This window comes from Pseudomonas sp. TE21435, from assembly GCF_056279265.1.
The window spans coordinates 1,957,006-1,977,872 of sequence record NZ_JBWBQZ010000001.1 but is presented as its reverse complement, the minus strand read 5'-3'; the positions used below and the strand labels follow the sequence as shown (position 1 = coordinate 1,977,872).

The following is a 20,867-nucleotide window of genomic DNA, read 5'->3' as shown; positions in this document are numbered from 1 at the left end:
CGAAGGTAGCGTTAATAGAACTTTTTCGTCATATCCGTGCAGGTTGGTTATATATAATTGTTATTTACCGGCATTTTCGGAGATGGCCTCTGCGTTGTAAAACGCCTGGATCTATGACCTACTATTAGCTTCACTCATGCTCGGAAGGCGCCATGTCGGAACGGATTCAAGCCTTGCACGCCCTGCGGGCCTTCGAAGTGGCCTCGCGCTATGGCTCTTTCACCCGCGCAGCCCAGGAACTGGCCCTTACCCAAGGCGCGGTCAGCCATCACATCAAGACGCTTGAGGCCCTGTTTGGCTGCGACCTGTTCGAGCGTCGCGGGCCCAAGCTGCGCCTGACCGAGCACGGCCGTCTGCTGGCCCAGGAGCTCAAGGTCGGCTTCAAGATCATCGAGAATGCCTGTGCGCTGTTGCGCCAGGACCGCTATGGCGTGCGGCTCAAGGCGCCGTCCACGCTCACCGTGCGCTGGCTGCTGAGGGCCCTGGACGGCTTCAAGAAGGTCGACAACAGCTGTTCGGTGCAATTGTCGAGCGTGTGGATGGACATCGATGCGGTGGATTTCTATTCCGAGCCCTATGACTGCGCCATCCTGTTGGGTAACGGGCGCTTTGCCGCGGATGTGGAGAGCCTCAAGCTGTTCGATGAATGGCTGATCCCGGTATGCCACCCGAACTACCTCGAGCAGGCGCGGCCGGAACTCTCGGTGCTCTCCAGTTGCGAATTCCTCCACCCGTCGCCGGACCGCCGCGATTGGCGGCGCTGGCTGGCGCGCATGGACGCGCTGGACATCAGCATCGACCAGGGCCAGGTGTTCGACACTCTCGACCAAGGTATTTCAGCCGCCCAGCAGGGGCTGGGCATCTCGGTGGTCGACCTGGTGCTGGCCAGCGCCGACCTCGCCGCCGGTAACCTGGCCACGCCGTTTCCCCAGGCTGTGGCCACCGGCGACGGCTATTACATGACCTGGCTCAAGTCCAGCCCCAAGGCCCACCAGATGCACAAGTTGCGCGACTATCTGGTGGCGCAGGTGCCGCCGCTGTCGCACAAGGACATCAGCTACCTGTACGGCTGAGGTCGGTGGCTGGCAGCACTCGCTCGAGCATGAAGTCGATGAACACCCGCAGCTTGGGCGGCATCTGCCGGCCGGATGGCCACAGCAAATAGAAGCTGCCGCGCCGCTCCATGAAGGGGTCGAGCACGCTGACCAGGCTGCCGGCCGCCAGCTCCCGGCGCACGCTGAAGTCCGGCAGGCAGGTGATGCCACGGTGGTTGAGGGCGAAGCAGATGCGCGTCTCTACATGGTTGCAGACCATCGAGATGGGAATGGCGTAGTCCTGTTCGGGGTGCTCCCGGCGCAGCGGCCAGGTTTCCAGCTTGCCGCTGCTGGGGAAGCGGTAATGCAGGCAGCTGTGCCCGCCAAGCTCGCGGGGGTGCTGCGGCGTGCCGCGTTCGCGCAGGTACTCGGGGGACGCCACCAGGCGGTGCTGGAAGTGCCCGAGGAACTTGGCGTTCAGCCGTGAATCCAGCGGCTGGCCGCCGCGCATCACCACGTCGAAGCCTTCGCCGACGATATCCACCATGCGGTCGCTGAAGTCCAGGTCCAGTTCGATCTCCGGGTAGCGCGCCATGAACTCGGCCAGCGCCGGCATCACCAGCCCGGTCACCTGCGGCAGGCTCACCCGCAGGCGTCCGCGCGGCGCGCCGCTGGCCTGGGACAGCGCCTGCTCGGTGGCCTCGATCTCGGCCAGGATGCGCCGGCTGCGTTCAAGGAACAGCGTGCCCTCGGCGGTCAACGTTATGCTGCGCGTGCTGCGATGGAACAGACGCACTCCCAGTCGCTCCTCCAGCCGGGCCACACGCTTGCCCACGGCTGACGCACTGATCCCCAGCGATTGGCCGGCGGCGACGAAGCTGCGGGCTTCGGCGACCCGGATGAAGACCATGAAGCCACTGAGGCTGTCCATGCTGCACTCCGATTGCGGACCTTGGTGTCCTTACTGCGCGGAATTGTACCCGGCTTTTTCCGCAATACCCCAGCGGCGCAAGATGCCTGCCTGTTCGACAAACCGGAGACAATCATGCATTCACCTTCCCCGGCGGCGTGCGCCAGCGCATCTCCCGTCAGCGCCACGCGTCTGCCCCTGAGCGGCTTGCTGGCCCTAGCCCTGACCGGCTTCATCGCCATCCTCAGCGAAACCCTGCCGGCCGGCCTGCTCGACCAGATCGCCGACGGCATGCAGATCAGCCAGGCCATGGCCGGGCAATGGGTCACGGCCTACGCCTTGGGGTCTTTGCTTACGGCCGTCCCGTTGGTGACCCTGACCCAAGGCTGGTGGCGTCGCCGGGCACTGCTGCTGGCCATTGGCGGATTCATCCTGTTCAACGGGTTGACCGCGGTGTCGTCGGACAACACGCTCACCTTGCTCCTGCGTTTTTGCACCGGTGCCGCCGCCGGCCTGGCCTGGGGCCTGATCGCCGGTCATGCGCGGCGCATGGTGGCGCCGGCCCAGCAGGGCAAGGCCATGGCGGTGGCGATGCTGGGGCAGCCCATTGCCTTGTCGCTGGGCTTGCCCATCGGTACCTGGCTGGGGGCATTGATGGGATGGCGGGCCACCTTCGTGATGGTGACCCTGACCGCATTGCTGCTGGCCGCTTGGGTGGTGCGGGCGGTGCCGGACTTTCCCGGCCAGGCCACCGGCAAGCGCCCCGCGGCCCTGGCGGTGCTGCGCACCCCGGGCGTGGCGCGGGTGCTGCTGGTGATCCTGGCGTGGATCCTCGGGCATAACATTCTCTACACCTATGTCGTGCCGCTGCTGGCCGCAGCGGGCATGGCTGACGCGGTGGGTCAGGTGCTGATGACCTTCGGCCTGGCCTCGCTGGCCGGCATCGTCCTGGTCGGCCTGGGGGTCGATCGGCATCTGCGTGTGCTGGTGCTGTTGTGCCTGGCCGGCTTCGCCCTGGCGACCCTGGCCCTGGGGCAGGTGCAAGGCACACCCTGGCTGGTGCATGCCAGCGTGGCACTGTGGGGGCTGACCTACGGCGGCGCGCCGACGCTGCTGCAAACGGCCTGTGCCGATGCGGCAGGCGAGGGCGGCGACGTGGCGCAGTCGATGCTGGTGACCGTGTGGAATAGCGCCATCGCCCTGGGTGGCATCATCGGCGGTCTGTTGCTGGTGGGCGCCGGGGTAGGGGCGTTTGGCGCGGTGGTGCTGACACTGGTGGTGCTGGCATGGTTGCTGGTGCTGGGCGGACGCCGAGCCGGGTTCGCCGCCGGCGCCCGCTAGCCCGACGTCTGTATCCGCGAAGCAGCATTTCTGACGACAGGACAGTTACAATCAGCAGGTGCGAACAAAGCAGCGATTCGAGGTTCTCCCGCAGTGCAATTGCAACAAGGCTTCGTCCTGACCCGCCACTGGCATGACACGCCCGAAGGCACCTGCGTGGAGTTCTGGCTGGCCACCGACCAGGGGCCCCGGCGCGTGCGCCTGGCCCCGCAGCCCTCGGTGGCTTTCCTGCCCGCCGCCCAGGCCGAACACGCCCGCTTGCTGCTGGCAGATGAGCAGGGCGTCGAACTCAAGCCGTTGCAACTGCGCGACTTCGACCTGCGCCCGGTCATGGGCCTGTACTGCCGCCAGCACCGCCAGCTGATCGCCCTGGAAAAGCGCCTGCGCGGTGCCGGCATCGAGGTGTTCGAAGCTGATATCCGCCCGCCGGAGCGCTACCTGATGGAGCGCTTCATCACCGCGTCGGTGCGTTTCAATGGCCGCGCCGACGGCCAGGGCACCCTGCTCGATGCCCAGCTCAAGCCCGACCCCGGCTATCGCCCAGCCTTGCGCCTGGTGTCGCTGGATATCGAGACCAGCGAGCGTGGCGAGCTGTACAGCATCGCCCTGGAAGGCTGTGGCCAACGCCAGGTCTACATGCTGGGCCCGGCCAACGGCGACGCCGGCGAGGTGAATTTCGACCTGCATTACTGCCGCGACGGCGCCGAAATGATCACCTGCCTCAACCAGTGGCTGGCCCGCCACGACCCCGATGCGATCATCGGCTGGAATCTGGTGCAGTTCGACCTGCGCCTGCTGCACGAGCATGCCCAGCGCCTGAACGTGCCGCTGTGCCTGGGCCGTGACGGCGCACCGATGCACCTGCGCGAGCATGGCAGCCGCAGCCATTTTTTTGCCGAGGCGCCGGGTCGGTTGTTGATCGACGGTATCGAGGCCTTGCGTTCGGCGACCTGGAGCTTCCCCTCGTTCAGCCTGGAAAGCGTCGCGCAACAGTTGCTGGGCGAGGGCAAGGCAATCGACACGCCCTACCAGCGGATGGACGAGATCAACCGCCGCTTCGCCGAGGACAAGCCGGCCCTGGCCCGCTACAACCTCAAGGATTGCGAACTGGTCACGCGGATCTTCGCCCATACCCGGCTGCTGGAGTTTCTGCTCGAACGCTCATCGATCACCGGCCTTGCCGTGGACCGTAGTGGCGGTTCGGTGGCCGCGTTCTGCCACCTGTACATCCCGCACATGCACCGCCTTGGTTATGTCGCGCCCAACCTGGGCAGTGTCGAGGGCGAGGCCAGCCCGGGTGGCTTCGTCATGGATTCGCGGCCAGGCCTGTACGATTCGGTGCTGGTGCTCGACTACAAGAGCCTTTACCCCTCGATCATCCGCACCTTCCTCATCGACCCGGTGGGCCTGGTCGAAGGCCTGCGCCAGCCGGACGACACCTGCTCGGTGGAAGGTTTTCGCGGTGGGCGTTTCTCGCGCAGCCAGCATTGTCTGCCGGCGATCGTCGAACGTGTGTGGCAGGGCCGCGAGGCGGCCAAGCGTGATGGCAACGCGCCGCTATCGCAGGCCCTGAAGATCATCATGAACGCCTTCTACGGTGTGCTCGGCTCAAGCGGCTGTCGCTTCTTCGATCCGCGTCTGGCCTCGTCGATCACCCTGCGCGGGCACCAGATCATGCGCCAGACCCGGGCGCTGGTCGAGGCCCGTGGTTTCGATGTGATCTACGGGGATACCGATTCTACCTTCGTCTGGCTCAAGCACGCCCATGACGAACAGTCCGCAGCGCGCATCGGCCGGGAGCTGGTGGCCGAGGTCAACCAGTGGTGGCGCCAGCACCTGAGCGAAACGATGGGGTTGGAAAGCGCCTTGGAACTGCAGTTCGAAACCCATTACCGGCGTTTTTTGATGCCGACCATCCGCGGCACGGAAGAAGGCAGCAAGAAGCGTTATGCCGGCTTGGTGCAGCACGCCGACGGTGGTGACGAGATGGTGTTCAAGGGCCTGGAGTCGGTGCGTACCGATTGGTCGCCCCTGGCCCGGCAATTTCAGCAGGAGCTCTATGGGCGGGTGTTTCGCGGCCAGCCCTATCGCGACTACATACGCGATTATGTGTGGCGAACCCTGGCCGGCGAGCAAGATGAGCTGTTGATCTACCGCAAGCGCCTGCGTCGCCCCCTGGCCGACTACCAGCGCAATGTGCCGCCGCATGTGCGCGCGGCACGATTGGCTGACGAGTACAACACCCGGATGGGGCGACCACGTCAGTATCAGCGCGGCGGCTGGATCAGCTACGTGATCACCACAGCGGGCCCGCAGCCACTGGAGAATCTGCAGGCGCAGATCGACTACCAGCACTACCTCAGCCGTCAACTTCAGCCGGTTGCGGATGCCATCTTGCCGTTCGTCAACGATAATTTCAGGGGCTTGACCGACCGCCAGTTGCCATTGTTCTGAGCGGGTGTCAGATATCTAGGCATCGACGGTGCCTGGCGTTGGCTAGTTTGATGCCTCCACGCATTCTGGAGGCAATCATGAAGGAAAGTCCCCGTCAGCAGCCGAACGCTATCGACTCCATTGCCGTCGCGCAGGCATACCAGGACCAGGTAATCGCAAAGCGTCTGCCATCTTGGGTAATACGCTTGAGCGAGCTGGAGTTCGCCTTGCTGGGCGATGCCCTGCGCCAGCTTCTGAAGTGCAACCGGCGCTTGTCGAGCGCGTTTGCGAGGATTCGCAACATCGATGCCTTCGCCAGGCCTTTGTTGCAGCTGGCGCTCCAGCCTTATGGCCGCCCGGATGTCGGAGCCCTGTATTTTCGCCGCTGGTATGTCTACGACGCACATACTGTCAGCGTCTTTACCGGGCGTGTACCCGTTCCCGCCAGCGACTACTACGACGTGCCATTGCTTGAGGCGGCACTGCGCAATTTCACCGAGGAGGAGCGGTATCAGCAGCCGCGACGCAATGCCGTAGTCGACGGCAAGGGTATGGTTCAGACCGGATTGTCGGCGTTGTCCTTCGCTGCGGTGTGTCGCACGCTGGACCTGGGGCGCCAGTATCAGCAACACCTGGACTCGATTCTACTTGCCGACGCAGGGGGGCAAGGCATCAGGGCGTCGCTGGCGCAGTTCCTGCGCAGCAGCATGCTGGCCGATGCTCTGCGGGCCAAGGCGCAGGGAGTGCTCAGCGAGGTCGAGCTGCAATGGGTGATCGGGCTGTGTCGCGACAACCAGCCCGGCAGGCTTCAAGGCGCCCCGGTCCATGTTCGGCAACTCAAGGTCTTTGGTTGCCCCGTGCAGCGTATCGTCGTGCTGGATGTCATCGACGAGGGATTGATCTACAACTCGAGCAAACGGGTGCTGGTGTATATGCCGGGCGACCCCCAAGGGCCGTGGAGTGCCAATGACGATCTGGAGGACTATTCCCGCCGCGTGCTGGGCAAGCGGTTGCGCAAGAATGACTACCGCCGCTTCTTCAGTCGTTTTGTGCGCCGACGCGACAGCCGTCGTGTGTTCACTGCGATCAGCGAGCGCCTTGACGATGTGCCGGACTGGGCGACCCGCGATCTCGATGAGCAGACCACGGGCTATCCGCCGGCGCTGTTCGAGCATCTTGCCGATGCCTGGATTGCGCAGATCAAGGACGATGCGGCGATGATCGCGCCTCCCGTGGCCCAGCTGGATCGCGAGGTCCAGGCCGAGCACGACAAGTGTCTACGCGCCGAGGGCTGGGGGTTGCTTGCCGTGGCCGGGTTGTTCGTGCCGGTGCTGGGCGCCTTGTTGGCCGCGGTGATGGTCTATGAACTGCTCCAGGAAGCGTTCCAGGCCATCGGCGATTGGCGTGACGACGAGCGTGATGCCGCCTTGGAACACTGGTTGAATGTCGGCAAGCGCTCGCTGGCCGTGGCTGCGACCGCGGCCACCGTCGGCGTGGTACGCCGCGCCTGGTCCGAAGTGGATGCCTTGGTCACCGCGCGGCTGGACGACGGCAGTGAAAAATTGTGGAACGGCGATCTTCAGCCTTACCGCAGCGAGGTCCCGCCGGGCAGCGAGGTGATGGATGGGCAGGGCATCCGTCGACAGGGTGGGCGTTGCTGGATCGAGATGCAAGGGCATTGGTATCGAGTCACCCAGGAACACGCCGACGAACCGTTCCGGCTGCTGCCCTACCAGGGATATGGCCCGCAGTTGCGTCACAACGACGCGGGGGCGTGGCGGCTCTGGCACGAGCAACCGGCCGAGTGGAACGATTCGCACATGATGGTTCGCCGGCTGGGCAAACCTTTCAGCGACCTCGACGGGCATCAGATCGATCAGCTCATGACTATTCATGGTCTACAAGAGGACCATCTGCGGGAATGGCATGTCTATGGGAGGCGCGCCAACGCATTGGTAACCGACACGGCCAAGCGGATCCTGTTGGCGGGTCGCATCCAGGACCTGAGCGACCAACTGCGCGGTGGACTGCCGATCACCGACATGGCGCTGTTGCAGAGGGCGCAGGCCTTGCCCGGCGCTCAGGGCAAGGCTGGCCAGGCCATTGCCGAACGGGTTTTGGCTCAGCGTCGCGACCTGTTGCAGCAGATGTACGAAGCGGCCTTTCCCGATACTGACGCCAGCTCGATCCTGCGCCGGGATTTTGCCGGCCTGCACCGCCTGGCAGCGGATGAGGTCTGGCACACGGCCAGTGACGATGATCGTGCAGCCCTGCTGGATACGCGGCGGGTACCGCTATGCATGGCCGAGGCGGCCAGGGACCAGGTTCTGAGCATTCGCACGGTGCGCGTGCACGAGGCGCTGACATTCGATACGCCGCAAACGCTGGATCTTGCGCAGGTCGTCCTGAATCTGCTGGCGCGCTTGCCGGGGGCATCCTCCGGCCCGGCTTGGCGTTTGTTCGACGGCGATGCCAGCCAGCCGTTGCTGGCCACGCAGGGTGATGGAGCAGTTCTGGACCTGGTCCATCGCGACGGTGTATTCAGCCGTCGTGCACTCGAGGCGGCGCCTGCGGGTTCGGGCGAATTGTTCGACGTACTGAGCAGGGCCTTCAACGACGAGCAGCGTGCCGCGCTCGGCCTGGACGAGCCTTTGGCCCTGACCTTGCGGGCGAGACTCGCGACGCAGGCCATCGACCAGCGGAGCATGATTCTCGACTGGCTGGGCCGGGGCCGGCAAAGCGGCGCCTTCCTGGCCCCGCATCGGCTCGCGGATGGCCGGATCGGCTATCCCTTGAGCGGTGGCAGGTTCTGGGCCACGTTGGGTGTGCGTGCGCCGCGGGCTCTCGGGGCACGGCTGCGGGACCTGTATCCTGCGTTCAGCGACGAACAGGTGGGGCGTTGGCTTGAGGCAGCGGACGCGCAGGTGCGTCTGGATGCGCTGGAAGAGCAGTACAACGTGCTGCGCAACAACATGGACCGGTGGGTGCGGGGTGCATTCCCCTCGCTGGAATTGCTGGCCCGGCGTGCCTTTCGCAAGGACCTGATCGACTGTTGGCGTTGCCTGGTACCCGAGCTGGTCGGTGGCCTGCCGCAGATGGGTCGTTATATGCTGATTTTTGCTCATAGTCGTCTTCGGCATCTGCCGCGCATCCCTCCGTCCATCAGCTTTCCCCATATCTCGGTCCTCGAGCTGCGCAACATGCGCCTGGAAACGGTTGCGGATGACTTCCTTGGGGCGTTTCCCAATTTGCGCAGCCTGGAGATCACCAATTGTCGGCTCAGGCGTCTCCCCTTGCCGGAAACGCTCAGTGCGCATCTGCAGGTGCTCGACTTGTCAGGCAACCAGATTGCCCTGGATGAAGGCCAGGCTTTGGTCCTGGCCAGTTGTCGTTCGTTGGTGTACCTCAACCTTTCAGGTAACCCATTGCGCAGGAGCTTTTCGGTCTTTGGCATGCCGAGGCTCAATGCGCTGCACCTTCGAGGCTGTCAACTGGACAGCTTCCCCTATGGCATCATGGATAGCACGGAGCTGAACACGCTGGATCTCGCAGACAATGCCCTGCACGGGGTGCCCGAGGACTTTCACAGGTCGCAGGTGTGGAGGGGAGGGCGGGTAGACCTGCGTGGCAACCTGTTAGAGGCGTCATCGCAGTCGCTGAGTAGCTGGCATTGGCTGGAGGATAGCCGGGTCCCGTATCGCCTGCGTTGGATGGATGTCGCGCCAGATGACAGGCGTGAAGAGATGTCCGCCTTTTGGACGCGATTTGTAACGGATGAGGACGCCAAGGACTTGTTCGATACCCTGTCGTTACTGACAACCTCGGGCAATTTCAAGTCTGCGCCGCTGGCCAGGGATTTCGCGATCCGCCTGCTGGACATGTTCGAGCACATGGCCAAGGACCCAGTGCTCAAGCGCGAACTGTTCGATACCGCGGCCGTCACCGATTGCCAGGACAATGCAACCATTCGGTTTTCCGACCTTGAGCTGCGTGTACTGGTGTGGCGTGCACGGCACGGCGAGCTGGCGCGTCACCCTGAACGCGCCCTGCTGCATCTGGGCGGGCAGCTATGGCGGTTGAATGTACTGGACCAGGTGGCAGCGGAGCATGCCATCAGGCTAGGGGCAGGCAATGAGTCGATCGAGTTCGCCCTGGCCTATCGCATTGCGCTGCGCGGCGAGCTCGACCTGCCCATCCAGCAGGATGACATGCTGCATTTCGGGATTCCCGACCTCAGGCCTCAGGACATCCTACGGGCTAGGCATACGGTGCTTGCCGCGCAGTCAGCGACCAGCCTGGCCCAGTACCTGGCCAGACAACCGTTCTGGCAGGACTACCTGAGGGCAAATTACGCCCACCGGCTGAAGGTACCCCGAGAGATGCATGAAGCATTGCAACAGCTCATGGATCTGGGTGGCAGGGAGTCGGAAATCGAGCATCTGCATATCACCTATCAGCAGCGCGAGCATGAGCTGATGCTGCAATTGACCCGTGAGGCCATGGGCAGGGCGCGGACGATCACGCTGGACACCCCCTGAACCCTCGCGGCTTTGGGCTATGCTCTAACTGGGCTGCGATGTATCGGAAAATTTCGCAGCTCGGCCATGGTAATCGGAGGTTACCTTTGCACCGAGCACGGCTGGGGCAACTCGTTTAGGCTCCCGCGTCGGATCTTTCTCCCTGATCCATAGTCTTTAGGTTTATCGAGAAAACAAGGAGATGCGCATGCTCGTTCGGTCACTGACCCTCGCCACCTTGCTCGCCGTAGCCGGCCCTTTGTACGCCGCCGACAGCGATGCCCCGCTGGCCAAGGAACTGGGCAAGGCCAGGCCGTTGGTGGTCATTGCCCCGAGTTCAGCCGACCCGACCCTGCGTGGCCTGGAAGAGGCGCTGAAAGAGCCTGCGACCCAGGCCGGATTCAAGGAGCGTGGCCTGGTGCTGTACAGCGTCGCCAACATGATGGGCAAGCGTGAGGACAAGAACCTCGAGCAGCAGACCACCATGGCGTTGATCCGAGAGCTCAAGCTGGGGGCCAGCAAGGGCACCAAGGTGATCCTGGTTGGCAAGGACGGTGAGCGGCATGTGCTCAAGGACGACGACAGTGGCGATAAGCTCGACCCGCAGGTGATCTTCAAGGCGGTCGATGCGCTGCCGGCCAGCGAGCAGGCGGTGACCGCGCCGGAGCCCGTGGCGGCGGCGCCAGCCGAGCCCAAGGCCAAGGACAGCAAGGCCAAGCCGAGCAAGCCCGCCAAACCTGCCGCGCCGCCCAAGCCGCTGGAAGACTGACGCCTCTGCCACGGCCTTCTGCGAGGCAGAAGGCCGTCCGTGTATCTCTGTGTATCTGCGCCTCGCCCCGACCCACTGCCATACAAAACCCCGCCCGCACCGATACATCGGCGACACACCGCTGCGGCTCAATGGCTCCACTTTCCAACCACAGTGGAGCGACACCATGAAAACGACCCGTCAAACCCTCGGCCTGCTCGGCGCCACCCTGCTCGGCGGCATGGTCCTGGGCAACAGCGCTTTCGCAGTAGAACCGTTGGCCCAGGGCTATCAGCTGGCCGCTGCCAAGACCCCTGGCGAAGGCAAGTGCGGCGAGGGCAAATGCGGTGCCAGCGGCAAGGTCACGCAAAGCGAAGGCAAATGTGGCGAGGGCAAGTGTGGCGCCAGCGCCAAGGCCGGTGCCGAGGGCAAGTGCGGTGAGGGCAAGTGCGGCGACGCCTCGTTCGCCCGCACCGACAGCAACCATGATGGCAAGGTCTCGCGCGAGGAGTTCCTGGCCGTGGCCAAGGACCGGGCGGCCGACTTCGACAAGATCGACCGCAACCACGATGGCTTCATCTCCGAGCAGGAGGCCCACGATCACCTGGCGGCGATCTACAAGGCCAATGGCAAGGCGATGCCCGACGGGCTGTTCAGCCACCTGACCGGCGAGTCCTGACGCCTGTCGCGGGGCCAGTCCGCTGCCACCGGAATCTGCCCTGTGGGGGCGGGCGGCCCCGCGATGCCGATCCCTGCAATACGGAACCCTCCGATCATGCCCCAACACACCTTGCACACCGGTCTCGGCCTGCGCCGCGGCCTGCTGCCCGACCTTTTGACCATGGAGGCGGGTGCGGTGGACTTCCTCGAATGCGCCCCGGAGAACTGGATCGGTGTCGGCGGCGCCTTCGGGCAGGGCCTGGCGCGCCTGGCCGAACGCTTTGCCATCGCCTGCCACGGTCTGTCGTTGTCACTGGGCGGCACCGCGCCGTTGGACCTCGGCTTCCTCCAGCGCACCCGGCAGTTCCTCGACCACCACCAGGTGCGGATGTACAGCGAGCACCTGAGCTATTGCTGCGATGACGGTCACCTCTACGACCTGATGCCGATTCCGTTCACCGACGAGGCCGTCCACCATGTGGCCGCCCGCATCCGCCAGGCCCAGGACATCCTTGGCCGGCGTATCGCCGTGGAGAACATCAGCTACTACGCCGCGCCGTACCAGGCGATGGCCGAGCTGGATTTCGTCCGCGCCGTGCTCGACGAGGCCGACTGCGACCTGCTGCTGGACGTCAACAACGTCTTCGTCAACGCCTGCAACCACCGTTACGACGCCCGGGCCTTCCTCGCCGGCCTTCCCCGCGAGCGGGTGGTGGGCATGCATGTGGCCGGTCACTATGACGAAGCGCCGGACCTGAAGGTCGACACCCACGGCGCGCCGGTCAAGGAGGATGTCTGGGCCTTGTTCGCCGACGCCTGCGAGCGCTTCGGCGCGCAACCCACCGTGCTCGAGCGCGACTTCAACTACCCGCCGCTGGCCGACTTGCTGGCCGAGACGGCACGCATTCGCGATGTGCAGCGCGCCCATGGAGCGTAAGACCATGACCGAAACCCTGCGCAACCAGCAGTTCACCCTGGCCCGCCACCTGCGCGACCCGGTCGGCAACCCGCCGCCGCCCGGTATCGAGGCGCGGCGCCTGAAGGTCTACCGCGAATTGTTCTATGGCGCCATCGAAGGGCTGTTGGCCGGCAGTTTTCCGGTGATGCGCCGGACCCTAGGCGATGAGCACTGGCATGCGCGGGTGCGTGACTTCTACGCCCATTACCGTAGCCAGACGCCGCTGTTTACCGAAGTAGCCGAAGCCTTCATCGACTACCTGCAGGGCGTCGCGCCGGACGCTCCCTGGCAGCTGGAGCTGGCGCACTACGAATGGATCGAAGCGCAGCTGTACCTGAGCGACGCCGAGGATCCGCCGCACGACCCGGACGGCGACCTGCTGGCCGGCGAGCCGCTGCTGTCGTGCGTGGCCCGGGTGCTGGCCTACCGCTGGCCGGTGGAGCGCATCGGTCCCGAGTATCAACCCGACGAGGCGCCGGAGCAGCCCACCTTGTTGCTGGTGTACCGCGACGCCGACCTGCAGGTACGCTTCGCCCGGTTGGCGCCTTTGGCCTGGCAGCTGCTGGTGGGCTTGCCCGGTACCGGGCGCGAGCGCTTGCGGGCGCTGGGGGATCAGCACCTGCAGCAGGGGCTGCAGATGCTGCGACAGTTGCGTGAGCAGGGCATCATCGTCGGTATTCGAGATGCCCTGTAGGCGCGCGCAGATGTACCGTCAGGCCACCGGGATCAACGGATCGGCGGCCGCCAGCGCTGCCGCGCGGTCCGCTGCCGGCGGATAGATCCATACCGAATTGATCTGCTGCTTGAGCTGCTTGGCCTCGGCCTTGTCCGTCGGCGGCGAGACGGTGCGCTCCCAGCCTTCGGTGTACACCGCGCCCCAGGCGCCGAGGTCCAGGCAGGTGACGTATTTGGGCTGGCTGTAGGTCATCGGTGCCACGCCGATCAGCTCGGCGGCGGCATTGTTGCCGGCGTAGCGACCCAGCGGAATGGCATGCTGACAGGACATCACTGCGAAGTTGCCAACCTCGTCGCAGGCGGCGTAGGCCACATCGCCCGCGGCATACACCGACGAGTTACCGATGACCTTGAGGTGGCCGTCCACATGCAGGCGACCTTGTCGGTCGCGTTCACCGCTGATCTGCTCGGTCAGCGTGTTGGCCTTGAAGCCCACGGTCCAGATCACCGTGTTGGCGGCAATGCGTTCGCCGTTGTCGAGCAGCACGCCGTCGCCATCCACCGACGCCACCGTGGCGCCACAGACCCACTCGATCCCCAGCGCCGCCGATGCCTGTTCGATGGCCGGGCGGATGCCGTCGCCCAAGGCGGCGCCGATCTTCGCGCCGCGGTCGACCACGACGATGCGCGGCTTGACCTTGTCGCCAAGGATCGCCCGCAGCCGGCTGGGCAGCTCGGTGGCGGTCTCGATGCCGGTGAAGCCGCCACCGGCCACCACCACGGTGTTGCGCGCCGGGCTGTCTGGGCGGGCGGCCAGGGACTTGAGGTGTTCCTCCAGGCGGGTGGCCGAGTCGATCTTGTCGACATCGAAGGCGTGCTGGTCGAAGCCTGCCAGCGCCGGGCGGTTGAGCAGGCTGCCGCAGGCCATGATCAGGCGGTCGTAACCCAGCTTGGCCTCGATACCACCCGCTTGACGATAGGCCACCTCCTGGCTGGCCTGGTCGATGTGGTAGGCCGTGCCTTTGACGAAGCGCACGTTGACCGCGTCGAACACCGCCTGCAAGGGGGCGGCCATGGTGTGCACGTCCGGCTCGTAGAAGCGCGGGCGGATGTGTAGTTCAGCCTGGGGGGCGAGCACGGTGATCAGCACGTCGTCGCGTTTGTGCAGGTCGAGCAGGCGGGCGGCGCCGAGGGCGCTCCACAGCCCGGCGAAGCCTGCGCCAATGATCAGGATCTGTTTCATGAGGGGCTCCTGGATGCCGCGATTATCGATGTTGTCGCTGCGGCAGTGGAAAAAGGGTACGCCTTGTGGGTGAGCCTGGATTGCGGCCCGACAAGCGTGGTGCAGATGCTAAGCGCCCCCTCGGTTTGCCCCTAGGCCAAAGAACCCTGGATTTCGGCCAGCGGCACGCTGCGGGCGAAGCGCGCCCGATAGTCCCGCGGGGTCACCGCCAGGTGACGCTGGAACGCCAGGCGCATGCGCTCCTCGCTGCCGAACCCGCACTGGCGGGCGACCTGCTCGATATGCTGGTCGGAGTTTTCCAGCAAGCGGCGCGCCGCCTCCAGGCGGAACACCTCGATGGCCTTGGCCGGGGTGCGCCCGGTCTTGTGCTTGTACACCCGAGTGAAGTTGCGCAGGCTCATGCGCGCCTGTTCGGCCAGCCGCTCGACCGTCAGGCGCGGGTCGCCCAGGTGCTCGCTGAGCCATAGGTGCAGGGTCTCGAAGGCGTCGCTGTCCTCGCCCTGGGCCTTGAGCAGTTCGCTGAACTGCGCCTGGCCGCCGGGGCGCTTGAGGAATACCACCAATTCACGGGCCACCTGCATGGCCACCTCGCGGCCGCAGTCGGCCTCGACCAGGGCCAGCGCCAGGTCGATGCCGGCGCTGACGCCAGCCGAAGTCCACACCTGATCCTGCTGCACGAAGATCGATTCGGCATCCACCTCGATGGCCGGGAAGCGTCGGTGCAGGGCATCGCACATCGCCCAGTGGGTGGCGGCCCGGCGGCCATCGAGCAGGCCGGCGGCGGCCAGCAGGAAGGTGCCGCTGCATACCGAAGCGGTACGTCGGGCGCGTTGGGCGGCCTTGGCCAGCCAAGCGACCAGTTCGGCGTGATCAGGGAGGGTGCGGACGATCTCCGGGGCTCCGGGCACGACCAGCGTGTCGAAGGGCTCGTGCAGCCAGGGCGCCAGTGGCTCGGTGGCGACGGCCAGGCCTTCAGCGGTGGGGACCAGGCCCCCTTCGAGGCTGGCGGTGACCACCCGGTAGCCGGGTAGGCCGCGCGCAGCACGGGCCTTGGTCGCGGCCCAGAACACCGTCTGCGCGCCGCTGAGGTCGAGCAGGCCCATCTGCGGGTAGGCGAGGAACAGCAAGGTGCGCGGCTGGTCAAGCGCGTGCACGGGCGCTGCGGGAATCTGCGGGATGTCGGTCATGGCGCGCTGCTTGTGGACGGGGCGTAGGCCCTAGTCGAGCAGTTGGCGCGATGATGTTCAAGCACGACGCGATGGCCGTCAGACCTGGGCTCTTGTGGGAGCGGGGCAAGCCCGCTCTCACGCTGTTACCTGGCCGATCTAGAAGCTGTAGTCCACCGTGGCGAAATACGAGCGCGGCGCGCCCAGCAGCCACTGTTCGCCGCTGTAGCTCGACTGGGCGTACTCGCGATCGAACAGGTTGTTCACCTGCAGGCCCAGGCGCACGTCGGGCAGCACCTGCCAGCCGATGTTGGCATCGACCACGGTGTAGCCCGGCACGCGTTGGTCATTGGCGGCGCTGGTATAGCGGGCGTCTACGTAGCGCAGGCCAATACCGGTGTCGACGCTTTGCCCGAAGCCTTTGCTCAGCCACAGGTTGGCGGTTCGACGTGGGACGTCCTGCGGGTGGTTGCCAGACCGGTCGTAGGAAACGCCTCGGCTGAGTTGAGTGAAATCATCGTACTTGGCGCGCACCAAGGCTGCGTTGCCCGACAGTTGCCATTGATTGCCCAGAGCCAGCTCCAGGCTTGCCTCCAGGCCATCGGAGGTCTGTTGGCCTGCCTGCTGGCTGCGCTTGGAGACCACGTCGTACACCGGCAGCTTCTTCTTGACGATGTGGTAGGCCGCCAACGTCCATTCGCCGCGTCCGTCCCAGAACCGTTGCTTGAGGCCGAATTCGGTCTGCTTGGCTTCGGTCAGTTCAAGGCGTTGCTCCGGGCGCAGGGTCAGCAGGTCACCGACACCATCCTCGCTGGTGGAGTACTGGCCGTACACCGACAGATCGTCAGTCAGCGCGTACACCAGGCCGGCGCGCCAGTTGCCGCCACGCAGGCTCTGGTCTTCGCGAGTGTCCTTCACCAGGTCGTTGCGGTCGATGTGGTTCTGGTCGCGGCGTATGCCGGTGACCAGCGACAGGCGCTCGGTCAGTTGCGTGCGGTTTTCGGCGAACAGCGAGAAGGTGCTGGTTTTCGACAGCGTCTGCGGGCGCGTCGGATCGGCACTGTGGAACCCGCCGGGTGCCGGCCGCCAAGGGTCGAGCGAGTCGGTGTAGCCATCTTCGTAGGGCGAGTTGCTGTCAATGTTGAAGCGGATCTTGTTGTACTCGGCGCCCACCACGGTCTTGCTGGCCAGGCCGAACAGCGAGTGATCGAAGGTGAAGCTCTGGCGGTCGCCGATCTGCTCCTGGTTGTGCTTGATCTCCAGGAAACTGCCGCGCTGGATCACACCGGCATCCCAGGCGTATTCCTCGGCATTGCGCCAGTGGCGACGGCTCTTGATGTAGTACAGCTGGTTGCTGGCGCTGATGCTGTCGCTGATGTTCCAGTCGCTGGTCAGCCGTGTCCACTCATCGTGGTAGCGCTGTTCGTCATTGCTGACGTTGTAGTTCTTGTTGCGCACGCTGCTGCGCAGATGGCCGTCGATCAGCGACGTGCCGTAGTAGTTGGCAGGTTGCGCGTCGCCGCGTTCGTGGGACAAGGTGAAACTCAGGTCGTCACTGGCATCGAAGCGCAGCGCGCCGGAAAACGCCAGGCTGCGCGAATCGGTGCGGTCGACCCAGCCGTTGCCCGCCTGCTGGTTCAGGGTGGCGCGGTAGCTCAGGCGCTCGCTCAGGCTGCCGCCGCTGTCCAGCCCCAGTTGCTGGCGGTCCCAGGAGCCATAGCCCAGGCGCAGGTGGTTGCGGATATCACCGCTGAAGGGCTTTTTCGGAATCACGTTGACCGTTGCCCCGGTGGCGCCTTCGCCATACAGCACCGAGGCAGGCCCACGGATCACATCGATACGCTCGACCATCCAGGGATCGACCGGGTAGGTGAGGGTGCCGGCACCGGCGTACAGGCGCGACCCGTCGAACAGGGTCATCACCGAACTCTGGCCCGTGAAACCGCGCGCCGACAAGCCGGTGCCGCCATCGCCAGGGGTACCGATGAAGGTGATGCCCGGCGAGCGGGTCACGGCATCCTGCACCGTGGTGTTGTTGCGCTGCTGAATCTGCGCGGCGGTGATGCTGCTGGTGCTCGCCGGGGTTTCCAGGGCACTGAGGTTCAGGCGTGAACCGGCCTGGGTGGGGGTGGCCAGGTCGACGGTCTGCGGGTCGCGGCTGTCGGTGATCGCCGTGGAGGGCAGGGTGAGCGCAGGGCTGGGCTGCTCGTCGGCCAGCGCCGGCAGGGACACGGCCAGGCAGGCCGCCAGGGTGTGAAGCTTGTTGATACGGGACATGTCGTTCCACTGCTGCAGGAAAGAATGGATCCCGGTGGAAAACACGCAACGGCGAAGCGCGCGCAGGCGCGCACGCGAATACCGGCCTGCGCCCGCCCACCGCGGGTTGCCAAGTGAAGCCTCAGGCCGGTCTCCGGGCTTGCGAGGGGCATGAAACCTTCACCTTCCCATGCGTGTGCACAGTGGTCTGTCGAAGGGTTCGCTCGCTTACCGTTGCGGGGGCAGCGCCGGACTTGTCGTGGTATCGACTCACCGGCTTCCCGTTTCACCTTGCGCGCGGCGGCGCAGGGCACCTGAAACTGGCGCGCATCTGACCACCGAACGGGCAGGGAGTCAATCGTCTGGATGGGTGGGCTGAGTGTGGCTGAATCGCGGTTCAGAGCGGTTACCGTCAGGCCAGCGTTGTCTGCGGGCAGGCCTCGTGCATTGGCGCAGGCCGCGCAGGGCGCTACCATCGGTAGCCAGCCTCCTTATCCAACACCAACAAGCCAAGGACGCGTATGACCGAGCAAGCCCTGTCCCTGCAACAACTCGCCGCCCCCGAAGGCATCTGCTACGGCTGCGGCTGTTCCCACCCCAGCGGCCTGCATGTGCAGAGCCACTGGGACGCCGACGGCATCCACCTGTGGTGCCGGCATACCCCCGACCCGACCTTCACCGGCTGGCCCGGCCTGGTCTACGGTGGCCTGCTGGCCATGCTGGTCGACTGCCACTCCAACTGGACCGCCATGGCCTGTCACTACCGTGCCGAAGGCCGCGAACCTGGCAGCCTGCCGCGTATCGACTGCGTCACCGGCCAGCTTGGCCTGACCTACCTCAAGCCCACGCCCATGGGCGTCGAACTGCTGCTCAAGGCCCGGGTCGAGGGTGAGCTGGGGCGCAAGACCCGGGTGATCTGCGAGGTCTGGGCCAGGGATGTACTGACGGTCACCGCCGATTCGGTATTTGTGCGGGTCGACACCGAGAAGCTCAAGCGCCAGGCGCACCAGCAAGGTTGATCAGGTATGGGCTGCGACATCGAAGTCCCAGCTTTCGATGTCGAAACCAGCATTATCCAGTTCTACGGGGAACTCGAACCGGCCGGTCAACGAACGTTTTTCATAGTCAATCGTATGAAGTTCGAATGTTCCGGCCTCGATTGCCTTGATCGTATGGCCGAAGTAGCCAAACTCGATGAGGATGTGAGGCTTTTCATCCTGATCTTCATTACTGAGAAGATAGTCGCCAGGTTGGGGGCACCAGTAGCCGGTCAGCTTCAGCCAAAGTTGCGCTTGGTCTGGTTTTACGTCGCTGACTGCTTCGATAGCAAAACCAAATCCTTCATCGAACCAATCTTGTCGATACACTTTCAGAGCGTTGGCCGAGGTGCTGTTCTGGCCATAGATTGTGATGCCGATTTCCTGAGCTGCTTCGGTGGTCATGTTCATACTCCAATAGGGTGCGAGAGTGACAACTGAAGATGGAATTCCAGCGCAGGAGTGTCTACTGGCAAAAATGCCAGTTCAGGGCCAAGCGGTTTCACTTTTGAGGCTGATGGACAGGGGAGGGTAAGGCTGGCATTGTCAAACGTGACCCGGCTGCCCGACAGGATGTTGCCATGCCCTACCAGATTCGCCCGGCCCGTGACGAAGACTGCGTGGCCCTGAGCCTTGTCGGCCAGGCGACCTTCGCCCTGGCCAGCCCGCCCGATAGCGCGGTCAGCGCCCAGCAACACTACATCGCCTACCATCTCCAGCCCGAACATTTCCAGGCGCACCTGGAGCACCCGCACAAGCGGTTGCTGGTGGTCGAACGGGATGGCCAGGTGCTGGGCTACAGCATGCTCGACCTGGCGCCCGGCAAGCTGGGTATTGCCGAGGCCGATCAACTGGCGGAAATCTCCCGTTGCTATGTACTACCCTGCGCCCATGGCACCGGCGCCGCGCAATTGTTGCTCGCCACCACCCTGGCCCAGGTCGATGGCCAGGCGCGTCTGACAGTCAATGAGCTGAACGCTCGGGCGATCGGTTTCTATCAGCGCAACGGCTTTCGCAAGGTGGGCGAGGCGATCTTCCCTTGCGGCGACGAGCGGCACCGCGACTGGGTGATGGTCAGGATGGCCGAAGATCATCTAGATTGAAGGCTCCCAACGCGAAGGCACCCCCATGACCGAACTTTCCGCATTCCCCATCACCGGCAAATGGCCGGCGCGACACCCCGAGCGTCTGCAACTGTACTCGCTGGCCACGCCCAACGGGGTCAAGGTCTCGATCATGCTCGAGGAAATCGGCCTGCCCTACGAGGTGCACAAGGTCAGCTTCGAAACCGAGGATCAGTTGAGCCCCGCGTTCATCTCCCTGAGCGCCAACAACAAGATCCCGGCGATTCTTGACCCCGATGGGCCGGGGGGCCAACCGTTGCCCTTGTTCGAGTCGGGGGCGATCCTGCAGTACCTGGCCGAGAAGAGCGGCCAGTTGCTGAGCCAGGACCCGGCCCAGCGCTACCAGACCCTGCAGTGGCTGATGTTCCAGATGGGCGGCATCGGGCCGATGTTCGGCCAGGTGGGGTTCTTCCATTTCTTCGCGGGCAAGGAGTACGAGGACAAGCGTCCGCGAGACCGCTACGTCAATGAGTCCAAGCGCCTGCTGGCGGTGCTCGACCGCCACCTGCAAGGGCGGGAGTGGATGGTCGATGCATACAGCATCGCCGATATCGCCATCTTCCCCTGGGTGCGCAACCTGGTGGAGCGCTACAACGCGCGGGAGTTGGTGGAGTTCGACAGGTTCAAGGACGTGCAGCGGGTGCTGGCGCGGTTCCTCGAGCGCCCGGCCGTGCAGCGTGGCCTGAAAATTCCCGCTTGATCGCGCCTCACCTCTGTAGGAGCGGCTTTAGCCGCGATGCAGGCAACGCGGAGTCTGGCACCCGC

16 protein-coding genes and 1 riboswitch are annotated in these 20,867 nt (G+C 64.8%); of the genes, 11 read left to right on the top strand and 5 right to left on the bottom strand.

Annotation, left to right across the window (positions count from 1 at the left end):
• Window positions 1–152 precede the first annotated feature (152 nt).
• The gene (locus tag ACZ9C1_RS08785; RefSeq protein ID WP_102684104.1) at window positions 153–1,073 is read left to right on the top strand and encodes a LysR substrate-binding domain-containing protein; all 921 of its coding nucleotides are present in this window, start codon (window positions 153–155) and stop codon (window positions 1,071–1,073) included.
• On the opposite strand, the gene ACZ9C1_RS08780 is transcribed toward ACZ9C1_RS08785, so the two are convergent.
• Entirely contained in the window at window positions 1,054–1,965 is a 912-nt protein-coding gene (locus ACZ9C1_RS08780; protein ID WP_139670071.1) for a LysR family transcriptional regulator, read from the bottom strand. The two genes, ACZ9C1_RS08785 and ACZ9C1_RS08780, sit on opposite strands and share 20 nt — an antisense overlap.
• Before the next feature lie 114 nt (window positions 1,966–2,079).
• Between ACZ9C1_RS08780 and ACZ9C1_RS08775 the strand changes: the two genes are divergently transcribed.
• The 7 genes from ACZ9C1_RS08775 to ACZ9C1_RS08745 all read left to right on the top strand — a co-directional run bounded on the left by ACZ9C1_RS08775 (window position 2,080) and on the right by ACZ9C1_RS08745 (window position 13,295).
• A complete protein-coding gene (locus tag ACZ9C1_RS08775; protein WP_476253886.1) occupies window positions 2,080–3,285 on the top strand; it encodes an MFS transporter in 1,206 nt (401 codons plus the stop codon).
• A gap of 93 nt (window positions 3,286–3,378) precedes the next feature.
• The gene (locus tag ACZ9C1_RS08770; protein WP_258701474.1) at window positions 3,379–5,739 is read left to right on the top strand and encodes a DNA polymerase II; all 2,361 of its coding nucleotides are present in this window, start codon (window positions 3,379–3,381) and stop codon (window positions 5,737–5,739) included.
• 77 nt (window positions 5,740–5,816) lie between these two features.
• A complete protein-coding gene (locus tag ACZ9C1_RS08765) occupies window positions 5,817–10,256 on the top strand; it encodes an NEL-type E3 ubiquitin ligase domain-containing protein (protein WP_476253885.1) in 4,440 nt (1,479 codons plus the stop codon).
• A gap of 187 nt (window positions 10,257–10,443) precedes the next feature.
• Window positions 10,444–11,004, top strand: coding sequence for a DUF4174 domain-containing protein (locus ACZ9C1_RS08760; RefSeq protein WP_139670079.1), 561 nt, complete (start codon window positions 10,444–10,446; stop codon window positions 11,002–11,004).
• Between the two features lie 166 nt (window positions 11,005–11,170).
• Complete coding sequence (locus ACZ9C1_RS08755; RefSeq protein WP_102684110.1) at window positions 11,171–11,662, top strand: HvfA family oxazolone/thioamide-modified RiPP metallophore; 492 nt, start codon at window positions 11,171–11,173, stop codon at window positions 11,660–11,662.
• Between the two features lie 96 nt (window positions 11,663–11,758).
• Window positions 11,759–12,580, top strand: a complete 822-nt coding sequence (locus tag ACZ9C1_RS08750; RefSeq protein WP_476253884.1) for an HvfB family MNIO-type RiPP peptide maturase — start codon at window positions 11,759–11,761, stop codon at window positions 12,578–12,580.
• Window positions 12,581–12,584: 4 nt separating this feature from the next.
• The gene (locus ACZ9C1_RS08745) at window positions 12,585–13,295 is read left to right on the top strand and encodes an HvfC family RiPP maturation protein (protein WP_476253883.1); all 711 of its coding nucleotides are present in this window, start codon (window positions 12,585–12,587) and stop codon (window positions 13,293–13,295) included.
• 18 nt (window positions 13,296–13,313) lie between these two features.
• On the opposite strand, the gene ACZ9C1_RS08740 is transcribed toward ACZ9C1_RS08745, so the two are convergent.
• The 3 genes from ACZ9C1_RS08740 to ACZ9C1_RS08730 all read right to left on the bottom strand — a co-directional run bounded on the left by ACZ9C1_RS08740 (window position 13,314) and on the right by ACZ9C1_RS08730 (window position 17,962).
• Window positions 13,314–14,519 carry an NAD(P)/FAD-dependent oxidoreductase gene (locus tag ACZ9C1_RS08740; RefSeq protein WP_139670087.1) on the bottom strand — a complete coding sequence of 402 codons (1,206 nt, stop codon included), beginning with the start codon at window positions 14,517–14,519 and terminating at the stop codon, window positions 13,314–13,316.
• Between the two features lie 131 nt (window positions 14,520–14,650).
• The gene (locus tag ACZ9C1_RS08735) at window positions 14,651–15,706 is read right to left on the bottom strand and encodes a GlxA family transcriptional regulator (protein ID WP_430944704.1); all 1,056 of its coding nucleotides are present in this window, start codon (window positions 15,704–15,706) and stop codon (window positions 14,651–14,653) included.
• Window positions 15,707–15,844: 138 nt separating this feature from the next.
• Window positions 15,845–17,962 (bottom strand): TonB-dependent receptor, encoded by a 2,118-nt coding sequence (locus ACZ9C1_RS08730; protein WP_476253882.1) that lies wholly within the window; start codon window positions 17,960–17,962, stop codon window positions 15,845–15,847.
• Window positions 17,963–18,069: 107 nt separating this feature from the next.
• Window positions 18,070–18,274: riboswitch (cobalamin riboswitch) on the bottom strand.
• A gap of 188 nt (window positions 18,275–18,462) precedes the next feature.
• Between ACZ9C1_RS08730 and ACZ9C1_RS08725 the strand changes: the two genes are divergently transcribed.
• Window positions 18,463–18,960, top strand: a complete 498-nt coding sequence (locus ACZ9C1_RS08725) for a PaaI family thioesterase (protein WP_476253881.1) — start codon at window positions 18,463–18,465, stop codon at window positions 18,958–18,960.
• Here ACZ9C1_RS08725 and ACZ9C1_RS08720 read toward each other — a convergent pair whose 3' ends face one another.
• Window positions 18,961–19,383 carry a hypothetical protein gene (locus ACZ9C1_RS08720; protein WP_198753984.1) on the bottom strand — a complete coding sequence of 141 codons (423 nt, stop codon included), beginning with the start codon at window positions 19,381–19,383 and terminating at the stop codon, window positions 18,961–18,963. It abuts the gene before it with no gap.
• A gap of 176 nt (window positions 19,384–19,559) precedes the next feature.
• Between ACZ9C1_RS08720 and ACZ9C1_RS08715 the strand changes: the two genes are divergently transcribed.
• Window positions 19,560–20,081, top strand: a complete 522-nt coding sequence (locus ACZ9C1_RS08715) for an N-acetyltransferase family protein (RefSeq protein WP_476253880.1) — start codon at window positions 19,560–19,562, stop codon at window positions 20,079–20,081.
• A gap of 25 nt (window positions 20,082–20,106) precedes the next feature.
• Window positions 20,107–20,802 carry a glutathione S-transferase N-terminal domain-containing protein gene (locus ACZ9C1_RS08710; protein ID WP_277504858.1) on the top strand — a complete coding sequence of 232 codons (696 nt, stop codon included), beginning with the start codon at window positions 20,107–20,109 and terminating at the stop codon, window positions 20,800–20,802.
• Window positions 20,803–20,867: the final 65 nt, after the last annotated feature.